The organism is Clostridium ragsdalei P11 (assembly GCF_001675165.1).
Lineage (GTDB): Bacteria > Bacillota > Clostridia > Clostridiales > Clostridiaceae > Clostridium_B > Clostridium_B ragsdalei.
In genome coordinates this window covers 218841-240821 of sequence record NZ_LROS01000033.1, presented here as the reverse complement: position 1 = coordinate 240821, position 21981 = coordinate 218841, and the positions used below count along the sequence as shown (strand labels likewise).

Genomic DNA, 21981 nt, shown 5'->3' with positions numbered 1-21981 from the left:
CACTATCATTACATCCACTTGGAAGGTCAGATTTTAAATCCTTTATCTTATCTCTTAAATCTCTCCAAGATTTATCTTCATCAGCATCATTGTTTAAATAGAGTATAACTATTGATGCATTGCTTTCCGAATAAGATTGTACATAGTCACATCCATCAACTTCCTCAGCTTTCTGCTCAACCTTTTTAGTAACCAACTTTTCTATATCGCTAGGTGAAGCACCTGGATAAACTGTAGTAATCATAGCTGCTGGAGATGCAACATCTGGGGTTTCCTGTTTTGAGATTCCACTATAACAGTAAAAGCCACTAACTATAATTATAGCCACTAGAAATAATACAATTTTTTTATTTTTTATAGCTGCTTTAATTAATCCCATATTATATTCTCCTTCTATTTAACTGTAACTTTATATCCTGATTTTAAGTTCTTCATTCCTTGAACTATAAGTTCATCTCCATCTTTTAGACCATCTACTGAAACTTTATCCTCATCAGTATCACCTAAAGTTATATTTTTCTTAACAGCATGTCCGTTCTCAACTACATAAACATAATCTTCCCCATCATTTAAAACTGAACTAATTGGAATGGATATAGAATTCGTTTGACCCATGTCTATGTAAACTGTTGAAGTTTCACCTACATAATATTTACTGGCATCTATAGCCGTAGACAGCTTGATTTCAGCACTATATGTTCCAGATTTACTATCTGCCATTTGGACTATATTTATAATTTCTCCTTGTGCTTTATCGTCTCCAATATTTACTTGCGCCTTTGTCCCAACTTTTACTTTCTTTACATCATCTTGAGATAGACCTACTGTAATAACTTGATTTTCACTTCTAAATAATATTACAGGGCCACCTGCCTGCTGCATTTCTCCTTCTTTACCTAACACATCAACAACATAACCGTCCATATCTGCAGTCATAGTAGCATCATTAAGTAAACTTTGTTTTGAGTCATAGTCAGCTTTTGCTGTATTTAGCTGATCTAGGGCTGCTTGTTTATCTTCTTGCCTAGATCCATTCTGAAGCTGCTGTAGACTTTGCTGGGCACTGTTTAATGCATTCTGAGTACTGTCTACCTGAAGTTTTGTATCATTTAACTGTTGATTTGAAATAGCTCCCGATTGATTTAATTTGATATATTTATCATATAAATCCTTATAATAATTATTGTTATCCTGTGCATTTTGTACAGCTATTTGAGCTTTATTTATATCTTCCTGCTGTGCTCCGTTTACTGCTTTACTATATTGTGCCGAAGCTGTATCCATTTGAGATTTAGCAGCTTGTACTGCAAAATTCAAATCAGTTTTATCAAGGTCTGCTAACTTTTCACCTTTTTTTACATGCTGGCCTTTTGATACATATATCTTTGAAATTTTAGCTGAGCTCTTAAAAGATAATTTTCTAACTTCACTGCCTCCTGTTAATCCTTCATATTGGAGTGTCATAGGAAAACTTCCGCTTTTAATTTCAGCAGTTTTTACCGGATAACTTCTAGCAGTAGTCTCTTTTTCTTTACTCTTTGAAAAAGCTGTAAAATACGCTGTTAATGCAATAATAACTACAACAACTAAACAAATAATAGGTACTTTTTTTCTTGAAACATCATTAGGTACCTTTTCTCTTATAACATTAAGAACTTTGTTTGGCATAATGCACCTCCTAATATAAGAATGATAAGTCGCGACCGTGTGGTCAATTCAATAAATTATACCACCTACGTACTTTTACTGTCAATACTAGAAAACTTTTTTATAAATGTTATAATTATTATTGAGACGATTACACAATTGGAAGCCGATTACTTAAATTGCATTAATTATAAAATTAGGGGTGATAACCTTGCCTAATAAAACTTTTTTTAATTTACCTAAAGAACGGCAGGAAGAAATTATAAAAGTATCCATCGATGAATTTGCAAATCACGATTTTGATTCATCTTCTTTAAATAGAATTATAACTAATTTAAAAGTTGCTAAGGGAAGCTTCTACAGATATTTTAGTAACAAAACAGACCTATATATCTTTCTTATTGACTATACTTTAAGCAAGCAGTTATCTTATATAACCAACTTTAAACCAGAAGAAGAGCATTTAGATGCCCTAACGTTGTCAAAAAAACTTGTACTACATGTATTGGAATTTGATTTTATGTATTATAACTATGCTAGCTTTCTTTTTCATGCCTGTAAAAGTAAACAATTTAAGTCATACTTACCAGTAAATCGAAAAGAATTTATAGATATAATAGATATATTTCAGGATAAAAAATTGATACGTAGGGATTTAGATAAAAATATTATGATATTTTATATATTTAGAAATATGGTACTTCTCAGGGATTTCATTATGGAAAGACTCAATATACCAGAAGTGGAATTTTCCAAAGGGTATGCGGCATATAAAAAACATGAAAAATCTATAAGTGAAATCACAGAAAAATATTGTGACTTACTACTAAATGGGATAAAGCAAAAATGACTTATACATAATAAAAGATATATAAGTCATTTTATATACGTTAGGCAGTTAATTATGTTTTGGCTCCTCTCCAAAATACTGATAATAATAACATTTTAATTTGCCATTATATAGTTTCCTATTCTTATCTGATTTTTTTCCAAAATGTTTTTCAAATCCATCATGAGCGGTTATTATAAAATAAGACCAATTTTGAAGTTTTGAAAATACACTGCCCATATCCTCATAAAGTTTCTCCACTTCTTTAACATCTCCAAGTCTTTCGCCATAGGGTGGATTACTTATTATAAACCCATATTTCTTTTTTGAACTGAAATTTTGCACAGGAATTTTTTGAAATTCAATTTGTTCTGCCACTCCTGCTTTTTTAGCATTATCTTTTGCGGTTTTAATTACCCAGCCATCTATATCTGAAGCTAAAATTTTAAACTCTTTATTATTTATAGAATTTCTAGCATGCTTTCTCAAATCCTCCCATAAATCATGAGGAATTATACCCCATTTTTCCGACACAAAGTTCCTATTTAAACCTGGTGCTATATTTTTTCCTATCATAGCAGCTTCAATGGCAATAGTTCCAGAACCACACATAGGATCTACGAGTACTCTAGAAGGCTCCCATTTGCTCAAGAGAACTAAAGCTGCTGCTAAAGTTTCTTTCATAGGTGCTCCACCTGAGTTTTTCCTATATCCCCTCTTGTGAAGTCCTTCGCCGGAAGTATCCACAGTTAAAGTTACTATATCCTTTAATATTGCTACTTCTATTTTATATTCTACTCCATCTTCACTAAATTTCTCTCTGTTATACTTTTTTTTCATAGATTCAATAACAGCTTTTTTAACTATTGACTGGCAATCCGGCACGCTATGTAGTTTCGATTTTATAGATTTCCCAGTTACATGCATAAACGCATTTTCAGGCATTATGCTTCCCCAATCTACAGCAAGTGTTCCTTGAAAAAGTTCTTCAAAACTTTCAGCTTTAAATTCTGACATTTTTATAAGTACCCTGTCTGCAGTTCTAAGCCACAAGTTACAGGTAACTATATCCATCTCATCTCCAGGAAAAGTAACTTTACCATTTTCCAATTTTAAATCATCATATCCTAAGTTTTTAAGTTCTTTAGCCACTATGGACTCAAGTCCAAAAGTTGATGTTGCAATTAAAGTATAATCCATTTTTATCCTCCACTTTTAAGTCCTATAGTTATTATATCAAATGTAGTTTTAATTTATATAGAAACTCAACTTTCCCACATATAAAATTTTGACTTAATATAAAAAACTTGCGAAGCAAAGCTTAGCAAATTAAGAATTAATAATGAAAAATTAATAGTGAAAGATGATTTTTAGCTGTCACAAAAAATCTTTAAATTTATATAAATCAGCAATGTTTCGCTTTAGCAAAACGAGTGGTGAAAAGCTTAATCAAAGATTTTTTGTAGTGTAACGGAAAAAAATCCACATTAACTATTAATTCTTCATTCTTAACTATTAATTTCTAACTTAAATACTAATCTTACACAATATATTTACTGCAAAAACAGTTATCATTTCCATCTACGTTTTTTGCAATATACATTGCCTTATCAGCCTTTATTATAAGTTCATCAATACTTTTGCCATCCTGAGGATAAAAACTAACTCCAGTACTAAGAGATATATTTATTTTATTACCACCTAAATTTATAATTCTCTTTTTAGTATTTATAATCCTAGAATGTATTATTTTATAATTATTAAAATTTTTTATATCTGGCAGCAATACTAAAAATTCATCTCCACCAAATCTAGCAATTACATCATTTTTTCTCGTAGCTTTCTTCAATATATCTGCCACCTTGGCGAGAACGTTGTCACCAGTCGTATGTCCATAGGTATCATTAATACTTTTAAAATTGTCTACATCTATGAACATTAGCCCTAACATATTGTTATTTCTACGGCAACTGTCAAGTATTTTCTCTGCAATTTCATAAAATAACACCCTGTTTCCCAACCCTGTTAATTTATCATAATAAGCCAAATTTCTAATAACTTTTTCTTTATCCTTTAGTTCTTTATTTAAAAGAAATAATTTATTGATATATAATTTTAATTGATTAACTCTCTCAAATTCATTGGTAACGTTAATAAACTCCAAAAATAGGAACCTCGATTTGCCTTCTTCTAACTTGCTTATCTTTAAATTAAATTTTCCATTATCATTAACTAGATCCTTATGCATGGTGGCTGAAAAAAACAGTCTATATTCATTATTCATTAAAGACTTTATAGATTCATTAAAATAATTTCTATTAAAACTTGGTAGTGCTTTATAAATACTTTTACCTATAATATACTTTGTTCCAATTCCAGTTATATGTTCCATATAACTGTTCCAAAATAAAATTTTAAATTGCTCATTTAAAATTACTACTCCTTCATTAACATTATCCAGAGCATCAAATAAAATTCTATTCATAAAGTTCATCCCTTACTTTATCAATTTTTTTCATCAATTCATTTAAGGATTTTAATGTTAAATCAATTATTACAGCACCCTCTATTTCCACATCATCTATGAGAAAAGTTATGTATAAAACCAAGGTATACATATAACTTTCATTTTTAATGTCTTTGCTAAAATCTATTACATTAAATACTTTTACTTCCGGTAAAGTATATGTTAAGTTGATATTTAAATAGTTCCCAACTTCACCTAAGATACAATTTAAAATTATATTTCCTATTTCTTTAACAGTATCAAAATCTATGTCTGTAAAATTCATATCATAATATTCACTATTTTCTTGTTCCTCGTTTAAGCAAAGATTTATAAAAGTTCTCATTTTTTTAGCCGGAAAGATTAAATTTGCTTTTCCTTTTAATTTTTTTTCAAAAGAAATAGAAGATACCATTAATGTTCCATCTATTTTATCAGGTAAATATCCATTTATTTTAAATTTTTCATCTTGAGAATTTAATATTTCTATATTAGGAACATCTAACAAAATCTTTTTATTTGTTATTTCCGAAAGAATACTTGCAGCCTTGCCAATACTAATATTAAATAATTCCCTTAATATATCATATCTTAAGGCATTACTATTCATTTTTATCATTCCTCATTTTATCACATATGAACTTTGCTTTTTCCTGATTAAACGGTTTATTTATAAAGTACATTATGTTATATGATTCCATATCTTCTCTTACGTTTTTTTGTACATCTGCAGAAATAACAATTATTTTACAACTAGCATCATATTCTTTTATTAATTTTATCAACTCTTTACCATTTACATTTGGCATCAACAAATCTACAAATACATAATCCGGTTTAATTTCTTTGTATTTGCTAAAGCCTTCTCTTCCATCACTTGCAAAAAAGAACTCAGCATTATCCAAAAAACTTTTTAATAAATTAGATATTATCTTTTGAGAAAAGTTAGAATCATCAACAATTAGAATCTTTAACATAATAACTTTTATTCCCCCCAGTAACCTTAAAATAAAAATAAAGCCAACAATTAATAAACATTATTAATTGTTGGCCGGGTGCACTACTAGCTTTAAAATTTCCAAGTGCCCAAATAGCGGAAATTTTTCATTGCTTCCAACTATTATTAAATTATATTCATTTTACTATCAAATATAAATAAAGTCAAATAACACTAATAACACCAATATCTTAATTAAGCTCTAATATATTCCTAAACTCCACTATATCTCTACTTAGTTTGTCCGATGACTACCTGCTCTAATACTCCCACGCACTCTGTGAAGGCGACTATCACCAAATCGAAGATTTGGGATATCTGCTTTTCTCCAAGTTGGAGTAAAGAGCAGCTACATCTCTGGATAACGATTTCCCCTAAAGGATAACGCATTCTAAGTGCTGAAGCACTAAGAATCCTGTTAATAAGCATCAGGTGGAGTCAAAACTCCACCTGATGCCAAGAACTCTGTTTATCATTACCTTTTATCATCTTTGTTATATTGCAGAGCAGCTTTGCCTTCGTCACCAGTACTTATTCGTATAACATTTTCTACATTGTATACAAATATTTTTCCATCGCCCATTTCTCCAGTGTGAAGAACTTTTTTAGCAGTTTCAACAACTTTTTCTACAGGTACCTCACAAACTATTATTTCTACTTTAACTTTAGGCAATAAATTAATATCCATAGTTAACCCACGATAATATTCTTTATGGCCTTTTTGCATTCCACACCCTAAAACATTTGTAACAGTCATACCTGAAATGCCTATATCTCCTAATGCTTGTTTCAGCTCTTCAAATCTTCCGCCAGAAGTAATAATATCAACCTTAGTAAGTTTGTCTCCCATTATTTTACCTCCTTTAAAAATATATTTACTTTCATAATATAACTTATGATGTTTTATTAAAATTAACTCTCTAATTCAATTCTTATTTTAAACTAGAGTTCCCTTTCTTACAATAAAATAGTCAATTGTTAAATATTCATTCCTCCATAAGCTTCTTCACCATGTTCTGTAACATCAAGTCCAATCTGTTCATCTTTATCAGTTACTCTTATTCCACTTACAGCTTTAATTACTTTAATTATTATAAATGTAACTATTGCAGAATATACAACACTTGCCAGAACAGCTGTAAGTTGAATTAAAACCAATTTAGGATTTCCATGTATAAGTCCACTCGAACCGGCAGAGTTTATTGCTTTCCATGCAAATATTCCTGTAGCAATCCCTCCCCAGATTCCTCCTACACCATGACATCCAAAAGCATCAAGTGCATCATCATATCCAAATTTAGCTTTTGCAAAAGTAACAGTAGTGTAACAAATAGCTCCTCCTATTAATCCAATAAGTATTGAAGCTAAAGGACTTACAAAACCTGCGCCTGGAGTTATAGCTACAAGACCTGCAACTATTCCACTGGCAACTCCAAGAGAAGTAACTTTCTTCCTATAGAGAAGTTCACAAATACTCCAACTTATTGCTGAAGCTGCTGCGGAAGTATTTGTAGTTATAAAAGCATTTACTGCTACATCATTTATAGCAAGTGCACTTCCAGCATTAAACCCATACCAACCAAACCAAAGTATGGCAGCTCCTAAGCATGTCATCGGCAGGTTACTAGGTTTGCCTACATTCTTCCTTTTACCAAGCATAAGTGCTGCTACAAGTCCAGAAATACCTGAACTAATATGAACTACATTACCACCTGCAAAATCCAAAGCTCCGAGATTTTTAAGCCATCCACCTGTTCCCCATACCCAGTGAGCAATAGGATCATAAACTAAAGTTGTCCAAAGTAAAACAAATGCTACCCAAGGCATAAATTTCATTCTTTCTGCAATAGATCCTGATATAAGTGCTGGAGTTATTATAGCAAACATAAGCTGAAACAACATATATACTTGCTGTGGAATAGTAGCTGCGTAATCTGCATTTGGTGCAAATCCAACTCCTTTTAAACCTGCAAAATTAAAACCACCTATGATTCCTCCAATGTCTGTGCCAAAACACAATGTGTATCCTATAAGTATCCATTGAATAGATATAACTGCTAAAGCTGAAAAACTATGAAGAGTGCTGTTTAAAGTGTTTTTTCCTCTAACCATTCCTGCATAAAATAAGGCCAGTGCTGGAGTCATTATCATTACTAGTGCCGCGCTTATAAGTACGAAAACTGTATCTGCTCCATTTACTCCGTACATAAAAATACCTCCTTAAAAAAATAATTATAAATTTATAAATTTTGAAAAACTTATATATATAATACTAATTTTTCGACAAATTATCAATAGTATTATTCATATTTTATAAAATTATTTTTTTTAATGTGTTTTTATTACTAATTGAATATTTGAATTCAATGATAAAACTTATTTGAATATTATATTACTAAAATAATAATCACAAATAACCCTCCAATTTAAAATATTAAAATATATATAAAACACTTTTTAGCGCATACGGGTATTTTGCCCAACTCTATGCTGATATATAACAAATTTAATCATATAATAATTAAAATATATTTTTACAATACTCAATAATATGAATATATTACTAAACAAATATTTGTAGTTTGCAAGAGATAAGTTCAAATAGTAAAAAAGTCTTCAGTGAAATCTATTTATTTAAAAACAAAAAGGCTCTTAGCTATTTATATACACAAAATAGTTAAGCGTCTTTTATTTAAAACACATCACAATATATGAATAAAATTTAAATCGTAGATTTCATAACTCAAGATATATTTTGAAATATATCTTATTTATTAGTTTTTTGAAGTTGTTTATTATCAAAGTATTCTTGAATAGATTCCTGAATTTCTGAGTTATCTGAAGTTAAAGTAAAATCAGGATATGCAAGCATGCCCATTTCAGGAATATCTAACCCTTTAATTTCTACTTCCTCACTAACTCTAATTCCACCATCCATAACCTTGTTTAATATCTTAAAAAATAAGAATGACATTCCAAACCCCCATACAATAAGCGTAAGTATATCTACACATTGCGCTGCAAGTTGTGAAAATCCGCCACCATAAAATAATCCCCTTACTGTTCCAGCTACACCATTTAGTCCATCACCATAAGTTCCATCTGCAAATAATCCTAAAGATAAAATTCCCCACATTCCATTAACTCCATGTACGGACACAGCCCCAACAGGGTCATCAATCTTAAATTTGTCTTCAACAACTTTTACAGATATGCAAACTATAATTCCCGCTATAAGTCCTATTATAAATGAAGAAATCGCATTTACAAATGCACAAGGAGCAGTAATAGCAACCAACCCTGCCAAAGCTCCATTACAAGTCATTCCCGGATCAGGTTTCCCATATTTAATCCACATATAGAACATTCCTGCAAGTCCACCTATAGCTCCGGCTATCATTGTATTTGTTGCAACTACAGCAAGTCTTAAATCATCACCATTTGTAGTACTGCCTGCATTAAACACAAACCAACCAAAGAAAAGTATGATTGTACCAACTATAGCCATAGGAATATCATGTCCTGGAAATGCTACTGCAGTTCCATCTTTTCTAAATTTTCCTATTCTAGGACCTATTACTATTGCACCAGCTAAGGCCATTACTCCACCCATTGCATGTACAACGGAGGAACCTGCAAAATCCAATGCACCATGACCAAGTCCTGCTTTTACTCCAAGCTGTGAAAGCCATCCTCCACCCCACATCCAATTTCCAAATATAGGGTAATATAGTAAGGATACAAAGAAAGAATTTATTACAATCGCTGAATATTTAACTCTTTCTGCCATTGCCCCCGTAGGTACCGTACAGGTTGTATCCATAAACACCATCTGAAAGAAAAATAGTGCATAAACCCCTGCATCATAAGTTCCTCCACTGTTTAAAAAGAATCCATGGGTACCAAATAACCCCCATCCTCCAACAGTTACTTCATGACTAAGTGTTGAAGTTCCAGCTCCTAGTGAAGCCCAGCTACCTACACCTCCAAATTGAAGTGCAAATCCTGAAATGAAATATCCTATAGCACCGACCAAAAATACCATATAATTCATAGTCATAGTATGCATGGCATTTTTCGCCCGACAAAACCCTGTTTCAACCATGGCAAAACCAGCTTGAAAGAAAAATATCAAACATCCCGTCAATATAACCCATACGAAGTTTATTCCTATTTTATTTTTTCCAATTTGATCTAAGACCTCTTGCTTTGTAGGTTTACCCTGTTGTTTTGCAGTTATATCATAAGAATTTCCTATTGATGCACCCGAAGGATCCGCTTTAGGTGTAGAGTTATCCGCAAAAGCAACTATTGAAAAAGCATTAATAAATACAACCAAAAATATCGCAGCTATAGAACATTTTCTTATCTTTTTCATTTAGATCTCCCCCTCTTTAATATCTGAAAATTTGACCAAGAAAATTTCATGTTCGGCTTTTCTATCTGTTTTTTTAGTTTAAAAAGTTTTGGAATATAACGTATACCAAAATATAAAATTAATAAACCAAAAATTATACCAGAAACATTTAAGTTTAAAACTTTTACTTTTACATTGAAATAAGCACTGTATGCAGTAAAAAGAGCCCCTGAAATTATTATTAAACCATCAAGTAACATAAGAATTAGTATTAAAAATTTTTTACCCATAGTATCCACCCCTATAGTGCTTTTTCCCCTTTTTCTCCTGTTCTAATTCTCACTGCATTTTCTATAGGTGAAATAAATATCTTACCATCGCCAACTGTATTAGTAGATATAGCCTTACAAATTTTATCTATAATTTCTTCCACTACATCATCACTAACCACCACATCTACTTTTACTTTGTGAATAAGTGTCGTTCTAAGTTGAGTTCCTCTATAAAATTCAGTACATCCTTTTTGATTACCGCAGCCAACTACATTTGAGATAGTCATGCCTTTTACCCCTGAATCATGTAATAATTGTTTGAGAAGTTCCTGTTTTCCCTGCCTAATAATTATTGTCATTTTTTTCATATAGCCAACCCCCTGTTATATCATTAATTTGTAATATTGGTAATTTAATATAAATAATACCACATTTTTATTAAAAATCAACTAGTTTTTTTATTAAATGATTAACTATTTGCTAATTAGAATGCTAATATTATTATTTTAGCTTGCATAAAACAACAGGATGGCAAATTCCAATTTATATTTTTGCATATTTACAATTTTATTATTGATTAATTAGAATATTAATGCTAACATATGGTATATATTGATAATTTAATAATTTTAACTATTTATTTCAATTATATCAGGGGGAATATTCATGGAAAAAACTCTGCTATATATTACAGCAATCCTAATATTTACAAAAACAGGAGGAATTATAAGTAAAAAGTTAAAAATGCCTGAAGTATTAGGTGCATTGATTGCGGGTGTAATCCTAGGCCCTATTGTATTAAATTTAGTTCAATACGATGAAAATATAAAACTGCTTTCAGATATAGGCGTAATTATGCTTATGTTTCTAGCAGGACTTGAAACTAATGTTGAAGAATTTAAAAAAGCAGGCTTATCTTCATTAATAATTGCAACTTTTGGTGTTGTATTACCTCTTATTTTAGGTACAATAGGAGCCTATGCATTTTTTAAAAATTTTCTAGAAAATGTATTTGTTGGAGTAATTTTAAGTGCTACCAGCGTAAGTATTTCAGTTGAAACATTAAAAGAACTTGGTAAACTAAATACACGATCAGGCATAAATATATTAGGCGCTGCAGTAATGGATGATGTAATAGGACTTATTCTAATATCAATAGTACTAGCTATAGCTAAAACTTCTGGTTCCCAAACTTCATCTTCATTTCTATTACTTTTTATGAAAATATTTAGTTTTTGCATTTTTTCTGTTTTAGGAATAATTTATTTGCCAAAGTATATAAACAAATTTACAAGTAAAGTGAAACCAGGACGTGAACTTCTTACATTTTCATTATCTGCTGCATTGTTTGTAGCTTTTATTGCAGAATCTCTTGGAATAGCTGCTATAACAGGAGCTTATATATGTGGATTAGTACTCTCTTCAATTTCACATAAAACTTACCTTGTAAGGAGTATAAATTCAATTTCGACAGGTTTCCTCTCACCTATATTTTTTGCAAGTGTAGGTTTAGAAGCCAATTTGAAAGGTATAAATTTTAATGTACTACTCATAACTTTAGTTATGTTTATTATTGCCGTAATTGGTAAAATAGTAGGATGTGGCGGTGCTGCAAAAGCACTAAAAATGAGCAAAAGTGAATCTATTCAAATAGGAATAGGTATGATTTCAAGAGGAGAAGTAGCTATAATAACTGCCAATATTGGACTTCAAAATCATATTATATCAGAGGATATATTTCTTCCAACACTTATAGTTGTGATACTAACTACAATTATAACTCCCATTTTTTTAAAAATAAGTTTTTCTCACAAAGAAGAAAAATTTGTAGAATTCCATTTATAGTAATTATTAAATTTTTTTACCTAAATTAAAGGATTTTATTTAATTATGTAGAATAATTTATTATTTAGCAAAAGGGGGCAGCTTATGATAAAATTAAAATTAATGTATTCATTAAATAAAAAAATCAAAAATCAATCTAGACAGGTATTTGAAGGTATATCAAAAGGAAGAAAAAAAGCGTTAGACAATTGGTTTAGGGATAAATGGATGCAGCTTGAGAATACAGAAAATATTATAAAAAACTTTGATGAAGATGACAGTAACTTACTACAGGAACTGGATAAAAAATTAAATCAATATGATGATTTTTGTGAGCTATTCATATTAGATGAAAGTGGAAAAATATTAAGTTCTACTTGTAAAAAACATATAGGTATTGATATGAGTACTTTTCCTAATTATAAAAGCGGCATAAAAAATGAAAAACTCATGTATGGTCCTTATGAGGATGCGTTTACTTTAGACATAGATTTATCCAAAAAGAAATTTGCAGATGAAGTAACTTTACTTTTTTCTACACCTTATTCAAATTGTTCCGGTAACAAAAGAATACTTTTAGGACGAATACTCAATGACGATATGAGTAATGTAATCCAGGATGAAGATACTCATATATACAAGGATTCCGGTGATAATTATTTATTTATGGTAAAAACAAACAGAGATATATTACCTGGAACTGCTATATCCAGAAGTAGATTTGAAGATAATACTTTTACTAAAGGAGAAAATCTTAAAGATGGCGTAAGGACTTCTAAGGGAAGTATTGTTAAAATTAAAAAACATACAGAATTTGAAATAAGATTTACAGATCCCGAAACAGGAGATCTACACCAAGGAGTTAAAAATACCATTAAAAATGGTGAAAACCTAGACACCTGGCCAGGCTATCCTGACTACAGACATATACTTGTAGGTGGTAAAGGTACCCTTATAACTCCTCCTTACAGCAATGAAACTTGGGGTATGATGTGTGAAGGGGACATATCTGAAATATATAACTTTAAAAGTATAAATGTAAAAATACCTATTATAATATCAATTGCTTCAGCTTTGGTTATAGCTACAAATAGTATAATTTGTTCTTTAAAACCTGGTGCTGGAATCATATCCTCCATACTAGCATGGTGCATACTTACGTTAGTAAGTTATGCAGTATCACAAAAATTAGTGGTAAAACCGTTAAACAGAACTGTAGATATACTTCATATGATAGCTGAAGGTAAAGGAGATTTAACAAAAAGAGTAGACAAACTTTCTTACGATGAAATAGGTGAGCTTTCAAGATGGTTCAACAAATTTATAAATAATCAAATGTCTATGATAAAGAGAGTTGGTATTTCTTCCAAAACATCAAAAGACTCTGTTGAAGTAGTTTCCAATTTAACTAATGTAGTAACGGATAATATGAATACAGTAGCTAAAACCGTTAATGGTCTAGTGGATGTTTCTAAAAAGCAAAATAATGTGTTTCAAGGTACTAAAGAGCACTTTAATAATATGTCTACATCAATACAGGAAATGGATACCCTTATAAACGAGGTTACAGACAAGATTGTAAATACTAGTGATCGTGCAGTAAAAGCCAATGATTATTTTAACAGTATACTTAACTCTATAAATGATCTAGAAAAAGCTATGAAAAAAACCCTCACTAGAATAACAGTACTTCGAGATCATTCAAATGCTATAACCAACGCAGTTACTACAATAACCAGCATCAGTAATCAGACTCAACTTCTAGCATTGAATGCCACTATAGAAGCAGCAAGAGCTGGTGAAGCAGGAAAGGGATTTGGAGTAGTAGCTGAAGAAATATCAAAATTGGCTGTTGAAACAGAGGACGCAACAAAATCCATAGGTACCTTAGTTGTCAATATTCAAAATGAAATTAAAAATACTTTCCATGAAATTAATGAAATTGGCTCTAAAGTTGAAGGTTCTACAAGCAGTGTAAATGATAGTATAGGTACCTTCAAATACATTATAGGAAACATAGAAGATATAAACAAAAAAATGGACAATATATTCCAAATAACTAATAAAGAAAGCGAAGATGTAGACAACATGGTTGTAAATATAAATCAAGCTGCAGATGAAATAAATAGAAGAACTGTTAAAGGTACTAACAGCAGTGAAGAATCCCTAAATTTACTTGAAGAAATACTGAGCAAAACAACAAGGCTAAAAGAAATAAGTGATACTTTAGAATATTCATCTGACAACCTTCAAGAAATGGTAGGTGCATTTAAGATAAGTTAAAAAACAGATTCATGAATATTTTACTTTCATGAATCTATTTTTATGACTTATTTTTATATTTTAAATTGACTTACTATATCTGTAAGTTTTTCTGCAAGCTCTGCCTGACTTTGGGAGGAACCAGATATATCTGAAATAGCCTTAGTAACCTCATTCACACTACTGGAAATTTCCTCAGACCCAGCCGCAGACTCCTGGGCAGTAGCTGCTGCACTTTGGATACCACCATTTACCTCAGATACTATCTCACTCATCTGTTTTGAAGCTACAGCAATTTCCTCTGACATCTGATTCATAAATTCTGCATCCTTTTCGTACTGCAGTCCTGTATCCATTAGAATTTGATAATTTGGTTTAACACTATTTGACATATAATTTAAAATTTCTTTGCCGCTGTCAGACAAATTATTAAAAGCATCTTCCACCGCAAGTACCATTTTATTTATATTTTCAACTGCTTCTGATGATTCTTCTGCCAGTTTTCTAACTTCATCTGCAACTACTGCAAATCCCTTGCCATGCTCACCTGCACTTGCAGCTTCAATAGCTGCATTTAATGCTAGAAGGTTTGTCTGCTCTGCTATATCACCAATAGAAGCTGCCATAATTTTAACTTCTGAAACCACTTTGCCCTTTTCAATAGCCTTTATAATATCATCTCTTCTTTTATTATATATATCAGTACCTTCTTCTATACTTTGAGCTGCCTTTTCCTTTATGTCCACAGCACGTTTTTTTATTTCTGTTGAAGATTTTGTAGCTTCATTTGCCTTTTGGGTAAGTTTATGTGTATTTTGTTCCATTTTTTCACAAGAGGCACTTATCTCTTCTGTAATCCTACTTAAATCTTCAGATCCATCTGCTATTTGTGAAGTAGACTCATTTACAGACGTCATCATAGAAGAGATTTCCTCCGTAGTAGCAGATAACTCTTCACTAGAAGCACTTATATTCTCAGTACTTTGCGTTATCTCAGTTATCAAATTTCTAATATTTTTATTGGCCTTACCTAATTCTCTAGCTATAGTTCCCATTTCATCTTTACTCAATGCCTGAATAGATTTACTTAAATCTCCCTGACTTATAGCATCTGTAAATTTCAAAATATTATTTGCTTCTTTTGAAATTGATGAAGCAATCTTATTTCCTAAAAAGAAAGCCGCAACTATTCCAATTAGAGTAATTATCATTATCATATACAATGACTTATTATACGTAGCTGTATTTTCAATGTTCTTATTATCAGCTTCCTTTACTGCACTTTCACTTAACTGCTCGATAGTAGCGGTCAATTTACTTCTATAGGTAATAGCTTCTTTATTTAAATTTGCTGCTTCATCATATTTTCCCTGACGCATAAGCTCTACAATCTTATCACATATGCTCCTCCAGTCAGTTAGCTGACTTTCTAACTTAGATAGTAAATTCTTTTCCTGTAAAGTCAAACTAGAGCTTTTATATTTATTAAGCAGACTATTATCTTCATTTTGATAAATGGTTATGGTCTGCACAGTATCCTCAACTTTATTCTTATCCCTGCTTTCTACAAGATTCATTAATTCTAGACGATGATGCATTATATCGGCATCAACCTTATCAAGATTTTTAACATTTTGCAAGTTAACACTGTACATACTACTTGAACCTTTATTTATTCTATACATATTTAGTGTGCCTATTGTTCCTACTATTACAACAAATAAAATTACTGTAAAAAAACCTATAACCTGTTTTTGTTTAATTTTTAAATCATTAAACCATCTCATATTATTTCCCCCTCGTAAGATATTAAATAACTTGTCCTAAATAGCGTAAAATTTAAATATATTACTAAATTTCCATCTTAATAAATAATGTAAATTAATATTATATTATTTAAATACAACTATTGCTTACAAATATGGAAATTATTAAATTGTAAAAACAAAACCTCACACCTATAGATTATAGATGTAAGGTCGGTTGTATCATTAACTCCGTATATGTCTGATACCCAAATTACGGCATATATATCATAGTTTCCTTTACATTGTTAATAATATTAACACATATATATACCTTATTCAACAAAATTCTGCTTAAATTTATTGAATTCTTATTTAACTTTCTACTTCTCCAACCCTAGCCCTACTCTTAGCTGTAAAAGAAAAATAGGATCCAATTAATATGAAGCATATACCTATGACAGTATTCATAGGTATTTTTTCACTTAAAGCAATTAATGCAAAAATAGGTGCAAGCGCCGGTTTAATAAAGAAAACTATAGATGCTGTGGTTGCTGAAGTCTCATCCATAGCCATAAAATAAAACATATATCCCAATCCTGTTACTACAATTCCTAAAAATATTACTGGAATTATATTAGCAGCACTTATTCCATAAATAATTGGTATATGAGACATAAAACTTAAACCACCCTTAGGATTTATTATGCTGCTAACTACTGGAAGATTTGATAATAATATAATTAAAAGCATAATAACATCTCCAACTAAAAAACTAACACAGTTTAAAGTAATACTTCCATACTTTTCAGATCTCAGCTTTCCAACTACACTATAAAGTGAAAAAGTAACCGCTGCTAAAATAGATAATACTATACCTTTTACATCACTAACTGTACCAAAAGGATTTAGTATGCACACTATACCAACCAGACTAAGTATAATTGATATAATAGTACCTCTATTTAAATCTTCTTTTAAAAACAAATATGCAAACATTACTGTAAATACAGGGTTTGTACTAAAAATTATGGCAACCGTAGATGCCTTTGTAAATGTAATTGCCAATTGAAACAGGGACATACTGAGTACAACACATAAAAATCCTGTACCTAGAAAATAATATAAATCATCCTTTTTAAACTTCATTTTTTTATTTCTCATAGCTTTAATAGTTGGTGGAAATAAAATTAATCCTCCTATTAAAAATCTAAGAAAATTTAATTGCAATGGATTTAAACCCACAGCTAATTTGCCTACGATTTCCATCGTACTAAAAATTACAGCAGCTAAAATAATAAATACGTAACCCACAATTACAAACATCCTTTCATGAAATATTATTTAAATATACTAATTAAAAAACCTTTTTTAATTTTACTTATACCTCCTTTTATTCAACTTATATACTTTCAATTAAAAAACAACATCAAAAAACAGCATTAATATACTTTAAAATATATTAATGCCGTGTTCCTGTCACTTTTATGCAAAGGGATAACTTTACACCATAACAAAATGGCAATTTCATTAAATTTATATTTATTTGTCTTCATTACCGCTTTTGGTAATAAGTATATATCTTTCATAACAGTTTGTCAACGATGCTATTATAGCTTTTTTAGCGATTCCGAAATAATTATCAGCAATATCTTTTACCATATCATCTATATCATTTATGTTTCTACCAGCCAGCAATTTTTTTATATATTCTCTTGCTGTATTCGTTACAAGTGTACACTCTATTTCATATATTTCCCCTGTAACCCTATCTAAAACAGCTGTCATTGCAATTTCAGTATAAACTTCAGTTGCAGTTATTCCACCTGGAAGTTTTGCATAACCACTAACAAATATCTTATTTCTTTTCAACTCACTTATCTCCTAAACTTTAATATTGATGAACCTTTATGGCAAAATTTCTAAACAACACCATTATATCATATTTATCGTAAAAAAACTTTAGATATGAACTCTTCTAAATCTTAAATTTTTGTACCATTTCGCTGAGTTTTTGTGAAAATTCAGCCTGACTTTGTGCAGTCAAAGCTACCTGATCTATTGCCTTAGTTGTTTCACTAACACCAATTTTTATATTTTGTGCATTTTCACTCGATTTCTGTGAAGTTGACGCCACATTTTGAATTGCATCGCTTACTTGACCAACTGTAGCAGTAAGTTCTTCCGACATAGATGCTATTTCTTCCGACATCTTACTTACAAAATCTGAATCCTCACTATAGTAATCTATTATGCCTCTAAGTTGATCAATTTTTCCATATATCTCTTCATTTATGAATCTTAACAAATCACTACCATTTTCAGATAACTTTTTAGATGCATCCTGAACCTTTAAAATAGTATCCTGTATACTTGCTACAGCATTTTGGGATTCTTCTGCAAGTTTTCCTACCTCCTGTGCAACTACCTCAAAGCCTTTTCCCTGTTCTCCTGCCCTAGCTGCCTCTATAGATGCATTTAGTGCAAGCAAATTTGTCTGTTCTGCAATACCTGAAATAGTATCTGCCATAACCCTTATATTCTTAACAACCTTTCCATCTTCAATTGCCTGCAGCATATTGTTTCTCTTCTCTTTGTACAAATTTTGTACCTGATCCATAATTTCTTTTCCATCTTCTTTACCTTTGGTTGACTTCTCTTTTGCATTGTTTGCATTATTGCTTCCCTCTATTGCTTTTCCAGATAACTCATTGATGCTTGAATCTACTTCTTGTATAGATGCAGATATTTGTTCTGATGATGCACTTGCATCTTCAATTTCAGATGTTATATTTGTTACTGCATTGTCTATTTCTTGAACTTTGGATGACAATTCTTCTGATGTAGAAGAAAGTTCTTCACTAGATGAACTCATATCCTGTGAATTATCTATTATTACCTTTATAAGTTCTTTGATATTCTTCTGGGCTTTTATAAGTGCTTCACTGGTTTTACCAAATTCATCTTTTCTATCAACTTGATACTCATGGGTTAAATCAAATTTTGATAAATTTTCTGCAAAATCTAATGTTTCCATTAGTGGATTATTTATATCCCTTGATATAAATAACCCAAGACCTATTGCAATTAGTAAGCCTATTATCATTAATATTATCATAGATCTATTTGAATTTATATATAATAAATGGTTATCTACATTAGATGCCTTAGCAATATCATTATTTATACTTATAAGTTTTTCAAGGTTGCTAAACATTTCCGTTTTATAACCTATTAATTCTTCATACTGCCTTACTATCTTATCATTATTTGCCGTATCTACAGATTTTACAACGTTTTCTCTTAACATTCTATATTGATTAAGTTGACTTTTAAATGTAGGCCATATTTGCTTTTCTTCATCATTCATGGATAACTTTTCATAACTAGAAATATACTTATCACTTTCAGCTTTATTTTGTTGAATATCTTTTTCTAGATCATCCTTTTTAGAATTATCCTTTACATACACCAACTGTAATATATCAGACTCAGCCTGTGTCAAATTTTGTTTCATATCTGTAAGCATGTACACACTCTGAAGTCTATTGCTGTACATTTCCTGAGAATTTGTATCCGCAATTCTCAATGAATTTATACCTATAATTCCAACAATAACAATTAATATAGATATAATAAGGAAACATAAAATTAATTTTATCCTTACTCGCATATTTTTAAAAAAAGCCATATATTATCTCCCCTTTCATTCCCCTATATACTATATATTACAACAATACCTAATAAAATCCAAATGACTAACATAACATTTATAACTATCATATACTACCTTATAAGAATCATTATATTAAGAAGGAATTATATGAGTATATTGAATCCTAAAAAACTTTCAGTGGAATTTAGAAAAGGAGTTACTACTACGGAGCCTATTGTACCCAGACACTACACACTTACCCATTCTGATACAACTGCCGAGCTTTTTTTGACTATTGGGCTAAGCTATGCCTATGATAAAATTAATCCTACGAGAGATGAAGTTCTTGGTAAATGGATTAAAAAAAGTAAGAGCTACTCTTTTTATATACATCTATATGTAGGTGGGGCATTCAGCCCAAGGGTTATAACTATGCGAAATTATATATTTAGACGTGAATTACCTCTTGCCTTAGAAGCTATTAGATATGGAGATAAAGAATTTTTTAGTGCACATCCTGAATTAGATAATTCTCCAATAATAGTTTACTTTATGTCAACTATTTCCGAGTTTAATAAAATAGAAAACTGGGGAACTTTTTCAAATTACAATATTAGTAAACCTTCCAGCATATAGACATCTCTTATTTTAATTGTAGATGAAGTCATTGCTTATATTAAAAGCACAGGACTTAGCATGCTGTTGGTCCTTTTAGATAACTAGTGCTTAAAGATATACTTTAAAAAAGCTTAGCTATATTTTTACAAACTAAATTTAACTAAGCTTTTAATATTCCACTTTTCTCTATATACAACCATATCATCTTCTTTAATACTATATAAAACTTGATGTCTATAGTAATGGGTATAACTCCTTTTCTTCTCTATCTATTCTATCTGATAAGACCTTAAAAATTTGTATTGTATCTTGTTTAAACCCTTCAATATTATTCCTGATCTTATTAGATGTATTATATTTTGATTTATAATTTTCATATGCTTCAGTAACTTTCTTCATTTCTTCACTATACTTTTTACCAAACGTATTCAATGCTTTATCTGGACTGTTTAAAAGATAAGGATACAAGTATTTATCTTCATTTAATAAATGTATCTTAAGTTTGCCAGTAATAGTATTTATATTTTGAACAATTTCATGTATGTTTTCATCTACAGTACACTTTTTAATATTATTCAATATATAATTAGCCAAATCCATTACTTCGCTATGCTGCCTTTTTAAACTTACTATATCCATATTCTTTCCTCCTTAGAATTGATTTACTATTAGTTTATCACTGAAAAATTATAAGTTCAGTATCATTTGTTACCATCCTTTTTAACTTATTTTAATACTTATTTACTAAATTTTACAAATGGAATTGATTTAAGTATACATTAAAAATATACTTAAAGTATACTTCTCTTAACAGAGTATATAATTAGATATATAGAAATTTTAAAGGTGGCAAACTGTATTTATAATTGAACCATAGACTACCATACAATGCCCCTCCACACATAAAAAATAGGACTAAGGTATTTCAACTCCTTAATCCTATTATATTTCTATGTTAGTTCCTCATATCCTACATTCTGCAAACAGAAATGCTGATATTATCATCTAGTAGTTTTCTGCTGAATCATATTCTTTACTTCTTCTTGTGTTAAACCGTCAGCATTAATAACAGGAACTTTTGTAGAAGTATCACTAAAACCCATCATATCTGTATTATATCCTGCTGTAACAATTGCATCTAAATTTTTGCACTTTGAAACATTATTCTCAAGATCTTCTCCTAAAATTTGCACTGAATATCCTTGAGAATTTAGATAATCTGCCATTCTAGACAACCCTTTTTCCACACCAATGTTTTTCATATGTTAT

At 30.3% G+C, this 21981-nt stretch carries 21 protein-coding genes and 1 riboswitch; of the genes, 4 read left to right on the top strand and 17 right to left on the bottom strand.

What is annotated here, in order from left to right; translation table 11 throughout:
* The coding region (locus CLRAG_RS14445) for an efflux RND transporter permease subunit (protein ID WP_167351575.1) at positions 1 to 379 on the bottom strand (379 nt) is incomplete at its 3' end.
* 14 nt (positions 380 to 393) lie between these two features.
* On the bottom strand, positions 394 to 1668 hold the full coding sequence (locus CLRAG_RS14440; RefSeq protein ID WP_065079066.1) for an efflux RND transporter periplasmic adaptor subunit: 1275 nt from the start codon (positions 1666 to 1668) through the stop codon (positions 394 to 396).
* Between the two features lie 181 nt (positions 1669 to 1849).
* Between CLRAG_RS14440 and CLRAG_RS14435 the strand changes: the two genes are divergently transcribed.
* On the top strand, positions 1850 to 2497 hold the full coding sequence (locus tag CLRAG_RS14435; RefSeq protein WP_242872151.1) for a TetR/AcrR family transcriptional regulator: 648 nt from the start codon (positions 1850 to 1852) through the stop codon (positions 2495 to 2497).
* Between the two features lie 48 nt (positions 2498 to 2545).
* Here the strand turns inward: CLRAG_RS14435 and CLRAG_RS14430 are convergent, their stop codons facing one another.
* From CLRAG_RS14430 to CLRAG_RS14390, 9 genes are all read right to left on the bottom strand, one after another.
* A complete protein-coding gene (locus CLRAG_RS14430) occupies positions 2546 to 3676 on the bottom strand; it encodes a THUMP domain-containing class I SAM-dependent RNA methyltransferase (RefSeq protein ID WP_065079064.1) in 1131 nt (376 codons plus the stop codon).
* Between the two features lie 340 nt (positions 3677 to 4016).
* Positions 4017 to 4961 carry a GGDEF domain-containing protein gene (locus tag CLRAG_RS14425; RefSeq protein WP_065079063.1) on the bottom strand — a complete coding sequence of 315 codons (945 nt, stop codon included), beginning with the start codon at positions 4959 to 4961 and terminating at the stop codon, positions 4017 to 4019.
* Positions 4954 to 5592 carry a chemotaxis protein CheC gene (locus CLRAG_RS14420; protein ID WP_065079062.1) on the bottom strand — a complete coding sequence of 213 codons (639 nt, stop codon included), beginning with the start codon at positions 5590 to 5592 and terminating at the stop codon, positions 4954 to 4956. Before CLRAG_RS14420 ends, CLRAG_RS14425 begins: the two co-directional genes overlap by 8 nt.
* On the bottom strand, positions 5585 to 5959 hold the full coding sequence (locus CLRAG_RS14415; protein ID WP_065079061.1) for a response regulator transcription factor: 375 nt from the start codon (positions 5957 to 5959) through the stop codon (positions 5585 to 5587). Before CLRAG_RS14415 ends, CLRAG_RS14420 begins: the two co-directional genes overlap by 8 nt.
* Before the next feature lie 63 nt (positions 5960 to 6022).
* A riboswitch (cyclic di-GMP riboswitch) is annotated at positions 6023 to 6106 on the bottom strand.
* 348 nt (positions 6107 to 6454) lie between these two features.
* Positions 6455 to 6829: a P-II family nitrogen regulator gene (locus CLRAG_RS14410; RefSeq protein ID WP_065079060.1), complete on the bottom strand. Its 375-nt coding sequence runs from the start codon at positions 6827 to 6829 to the stop codon at positions 6455 to 6457.
* Positions 6830 to 6957: 128 nt separating this feature from the next.
* Positions 6958 to 8187 carry an ammonium transporter gene (locus tag CLRAG_RS14405; protein WP_065079059.1) on the bottom strand — a complete coding sequence of 410 codons (1230 nt, stop codon included), beginning with the start codon at positions 8185 to 8187 and terminating at the stop codon, positions 6958 to 6960.
* Positions 8188 to 8746: 559 nt separating this feature from the next.
* Positions 8747 to 10357, bottom strand: a complete 1611-nt coding sequence (locus CLRAG_RS14400) for an ammonium transporter (RefSeq protein ID WP_065079058.1) — start codon at positions 10355 to 10357, stop codon at positions 8747 to 8749.
* Entirely contained in the window at positions 10354 to 10626 is a 273-nt protein-coding gene (locus tag CLRAG_RS14395) for a hypothetical protein (protein WP_065079057.1), read from the bottom strand. The genes CLRAG_RS14400 and CLRAG_RS14395 overlap by 4 nt, the downstream gene beginning before the upstream one ends.
* A gap of 11 nt (positions 10627 to 10637) precedes the next feature.
* Entirely contained in the window at positions 10638 to 10976 is a 339-nt protein-coding gene (locus tag CLRAG_RS14390) for a P-II family nitrogen regulator (RefSeq protein ID WP_065079056.1), read from the bottom strand.
* Positions 10977 to 11274: 298 nt separating this feature from the next.
* Between CLRAG_RS14390 and CLRAG_RS14385 the strand changes: the two genes are divergently transcribed.
* Together CLRAG_RS14385 and CLRAG_RS14380 are read left to right on the top strand one after the other, a co-directional pair.
* A complete protein-coding gene (locus CLRAG_RS14385) occupies positions 11275 to 12453 on the top strand; it encodes a cation:proton antiporter (protein ID WP_065079055.1) in 1179 nt (392 codons plus the stop codon).
* 84 nt (positions 12454 to 12537) lie between these two features.
* Positions 12538 to 14715, top strand: a complete 2178-nt coding sequence (locus CLRAG_RS14380) for a methyl-accepting chemotaxis protein (protein ID WP_065079054.1) — start codon at positions 12538 to 12540, stop codon at positions 14713 to 14715.
* A gap of 53 nt (positions 14716 to 14768) precedes the next feature.
* Here CLRAG_RS14380 and CLRAG_RS14375 read toward each other — a convergent pair whose 3' ends face one another.
* The 4 genes from CLRAG_RS14375 to CLRAG_RS14360 all read right to left on the bottom strand — a co-directional run bounded on the left by CLRAG_RS14375 (position 14769) and on the right by CLRAG_RS14360 (position 20130).
* Positions 14769 to 16481, bottom strand: coding sequence for a methyl-accepting chemotaxis protein (locus CLRAG_RS14375; protein WP_065079053.1), 1713 nt, complete (start codon positions 16479 to 16481; stop codon positions 14769 to 14771).
* Positions 16482 to 16814: 333 nt separating this feature from the next.
* A complete protein-coding gene (locus CLRAG_RS14370; protein ID WP_083985732.1) occupies positions 16815 to 17753 on the bottom strand; it encodes a DMT family transporter in 939 nt (312 codons plus the stop codon).
* Positions 17754 to 17981: 228 nt separating this feature from the next.
* The gene (locus CLRAG_RS14365; protein WP_065079051.1) at positions 17982 to 18311 is read right to left on the bottom strand and encodes a DUF3870 domain-containing protein; all 330 of its coding nucleotides are present in this window, start codon (positions 18309 to 18311) and stop codon (positions 17982 to 17984) included.
* 106 nt (positions 18312 to 18417) lie between these two features.
* Entirely contained in the window at positions 18418 to 20130 is a 1713-nt protein-coding gene (locus CLRAG_RS14360) for a methyl-accepting chemotaxis protein (RefSeq protein ID WP_065079050.1), read from the bottom strand.
* Positions 20131 to 20262: 132 nt separating this feature from the next.
* Between CLRAG_RS14360 and CLRAG_RS14355 the strand changes: the two genes are divergently transcribed.
* Positions 20263 to 20730: a staygreen family protein gene (locus tag CLRAG_RS14355; RefSeq protein ID WP_065079049.1), complete on the top strand. Its 468-nt coding sequence runs from the start codon at positions 20263 to 20265 to the stop codon at positions 20728 to 20730.
* A gap of 216 nt (positions 20731 to 20946) precedes the next feature.
* On the opposite strand, the gene CLRAG_RS14350 is transcribed toward CLRAG_RS14355, so the two are convergent.
* Positions 20947 to 21351, bottom strand: a complete 405-nt coding sequence (locus CLRAG_RS14350; protein WP_065079048.1) for a hemerythrin domain-containing protein — start codon at positions 21349 to 21351, stop codon at positions 20947 to 20949.
* A gap of 362 nt (positions 21352 to 21713) precedes the next feature.
* Positions 21714 to 21974, bottom strand: a complete 261-nt coding sequence (locus tag CLRAG_RS14345; RefSeq protein WP_065079047.1) for a YkuS family protein — start codon at positions 21972 to 21974, stop codon at positions 21714 to 21716.
* Between the last annotated feature and the right edge of the window lie 7 nt (positions 21975 to 21981).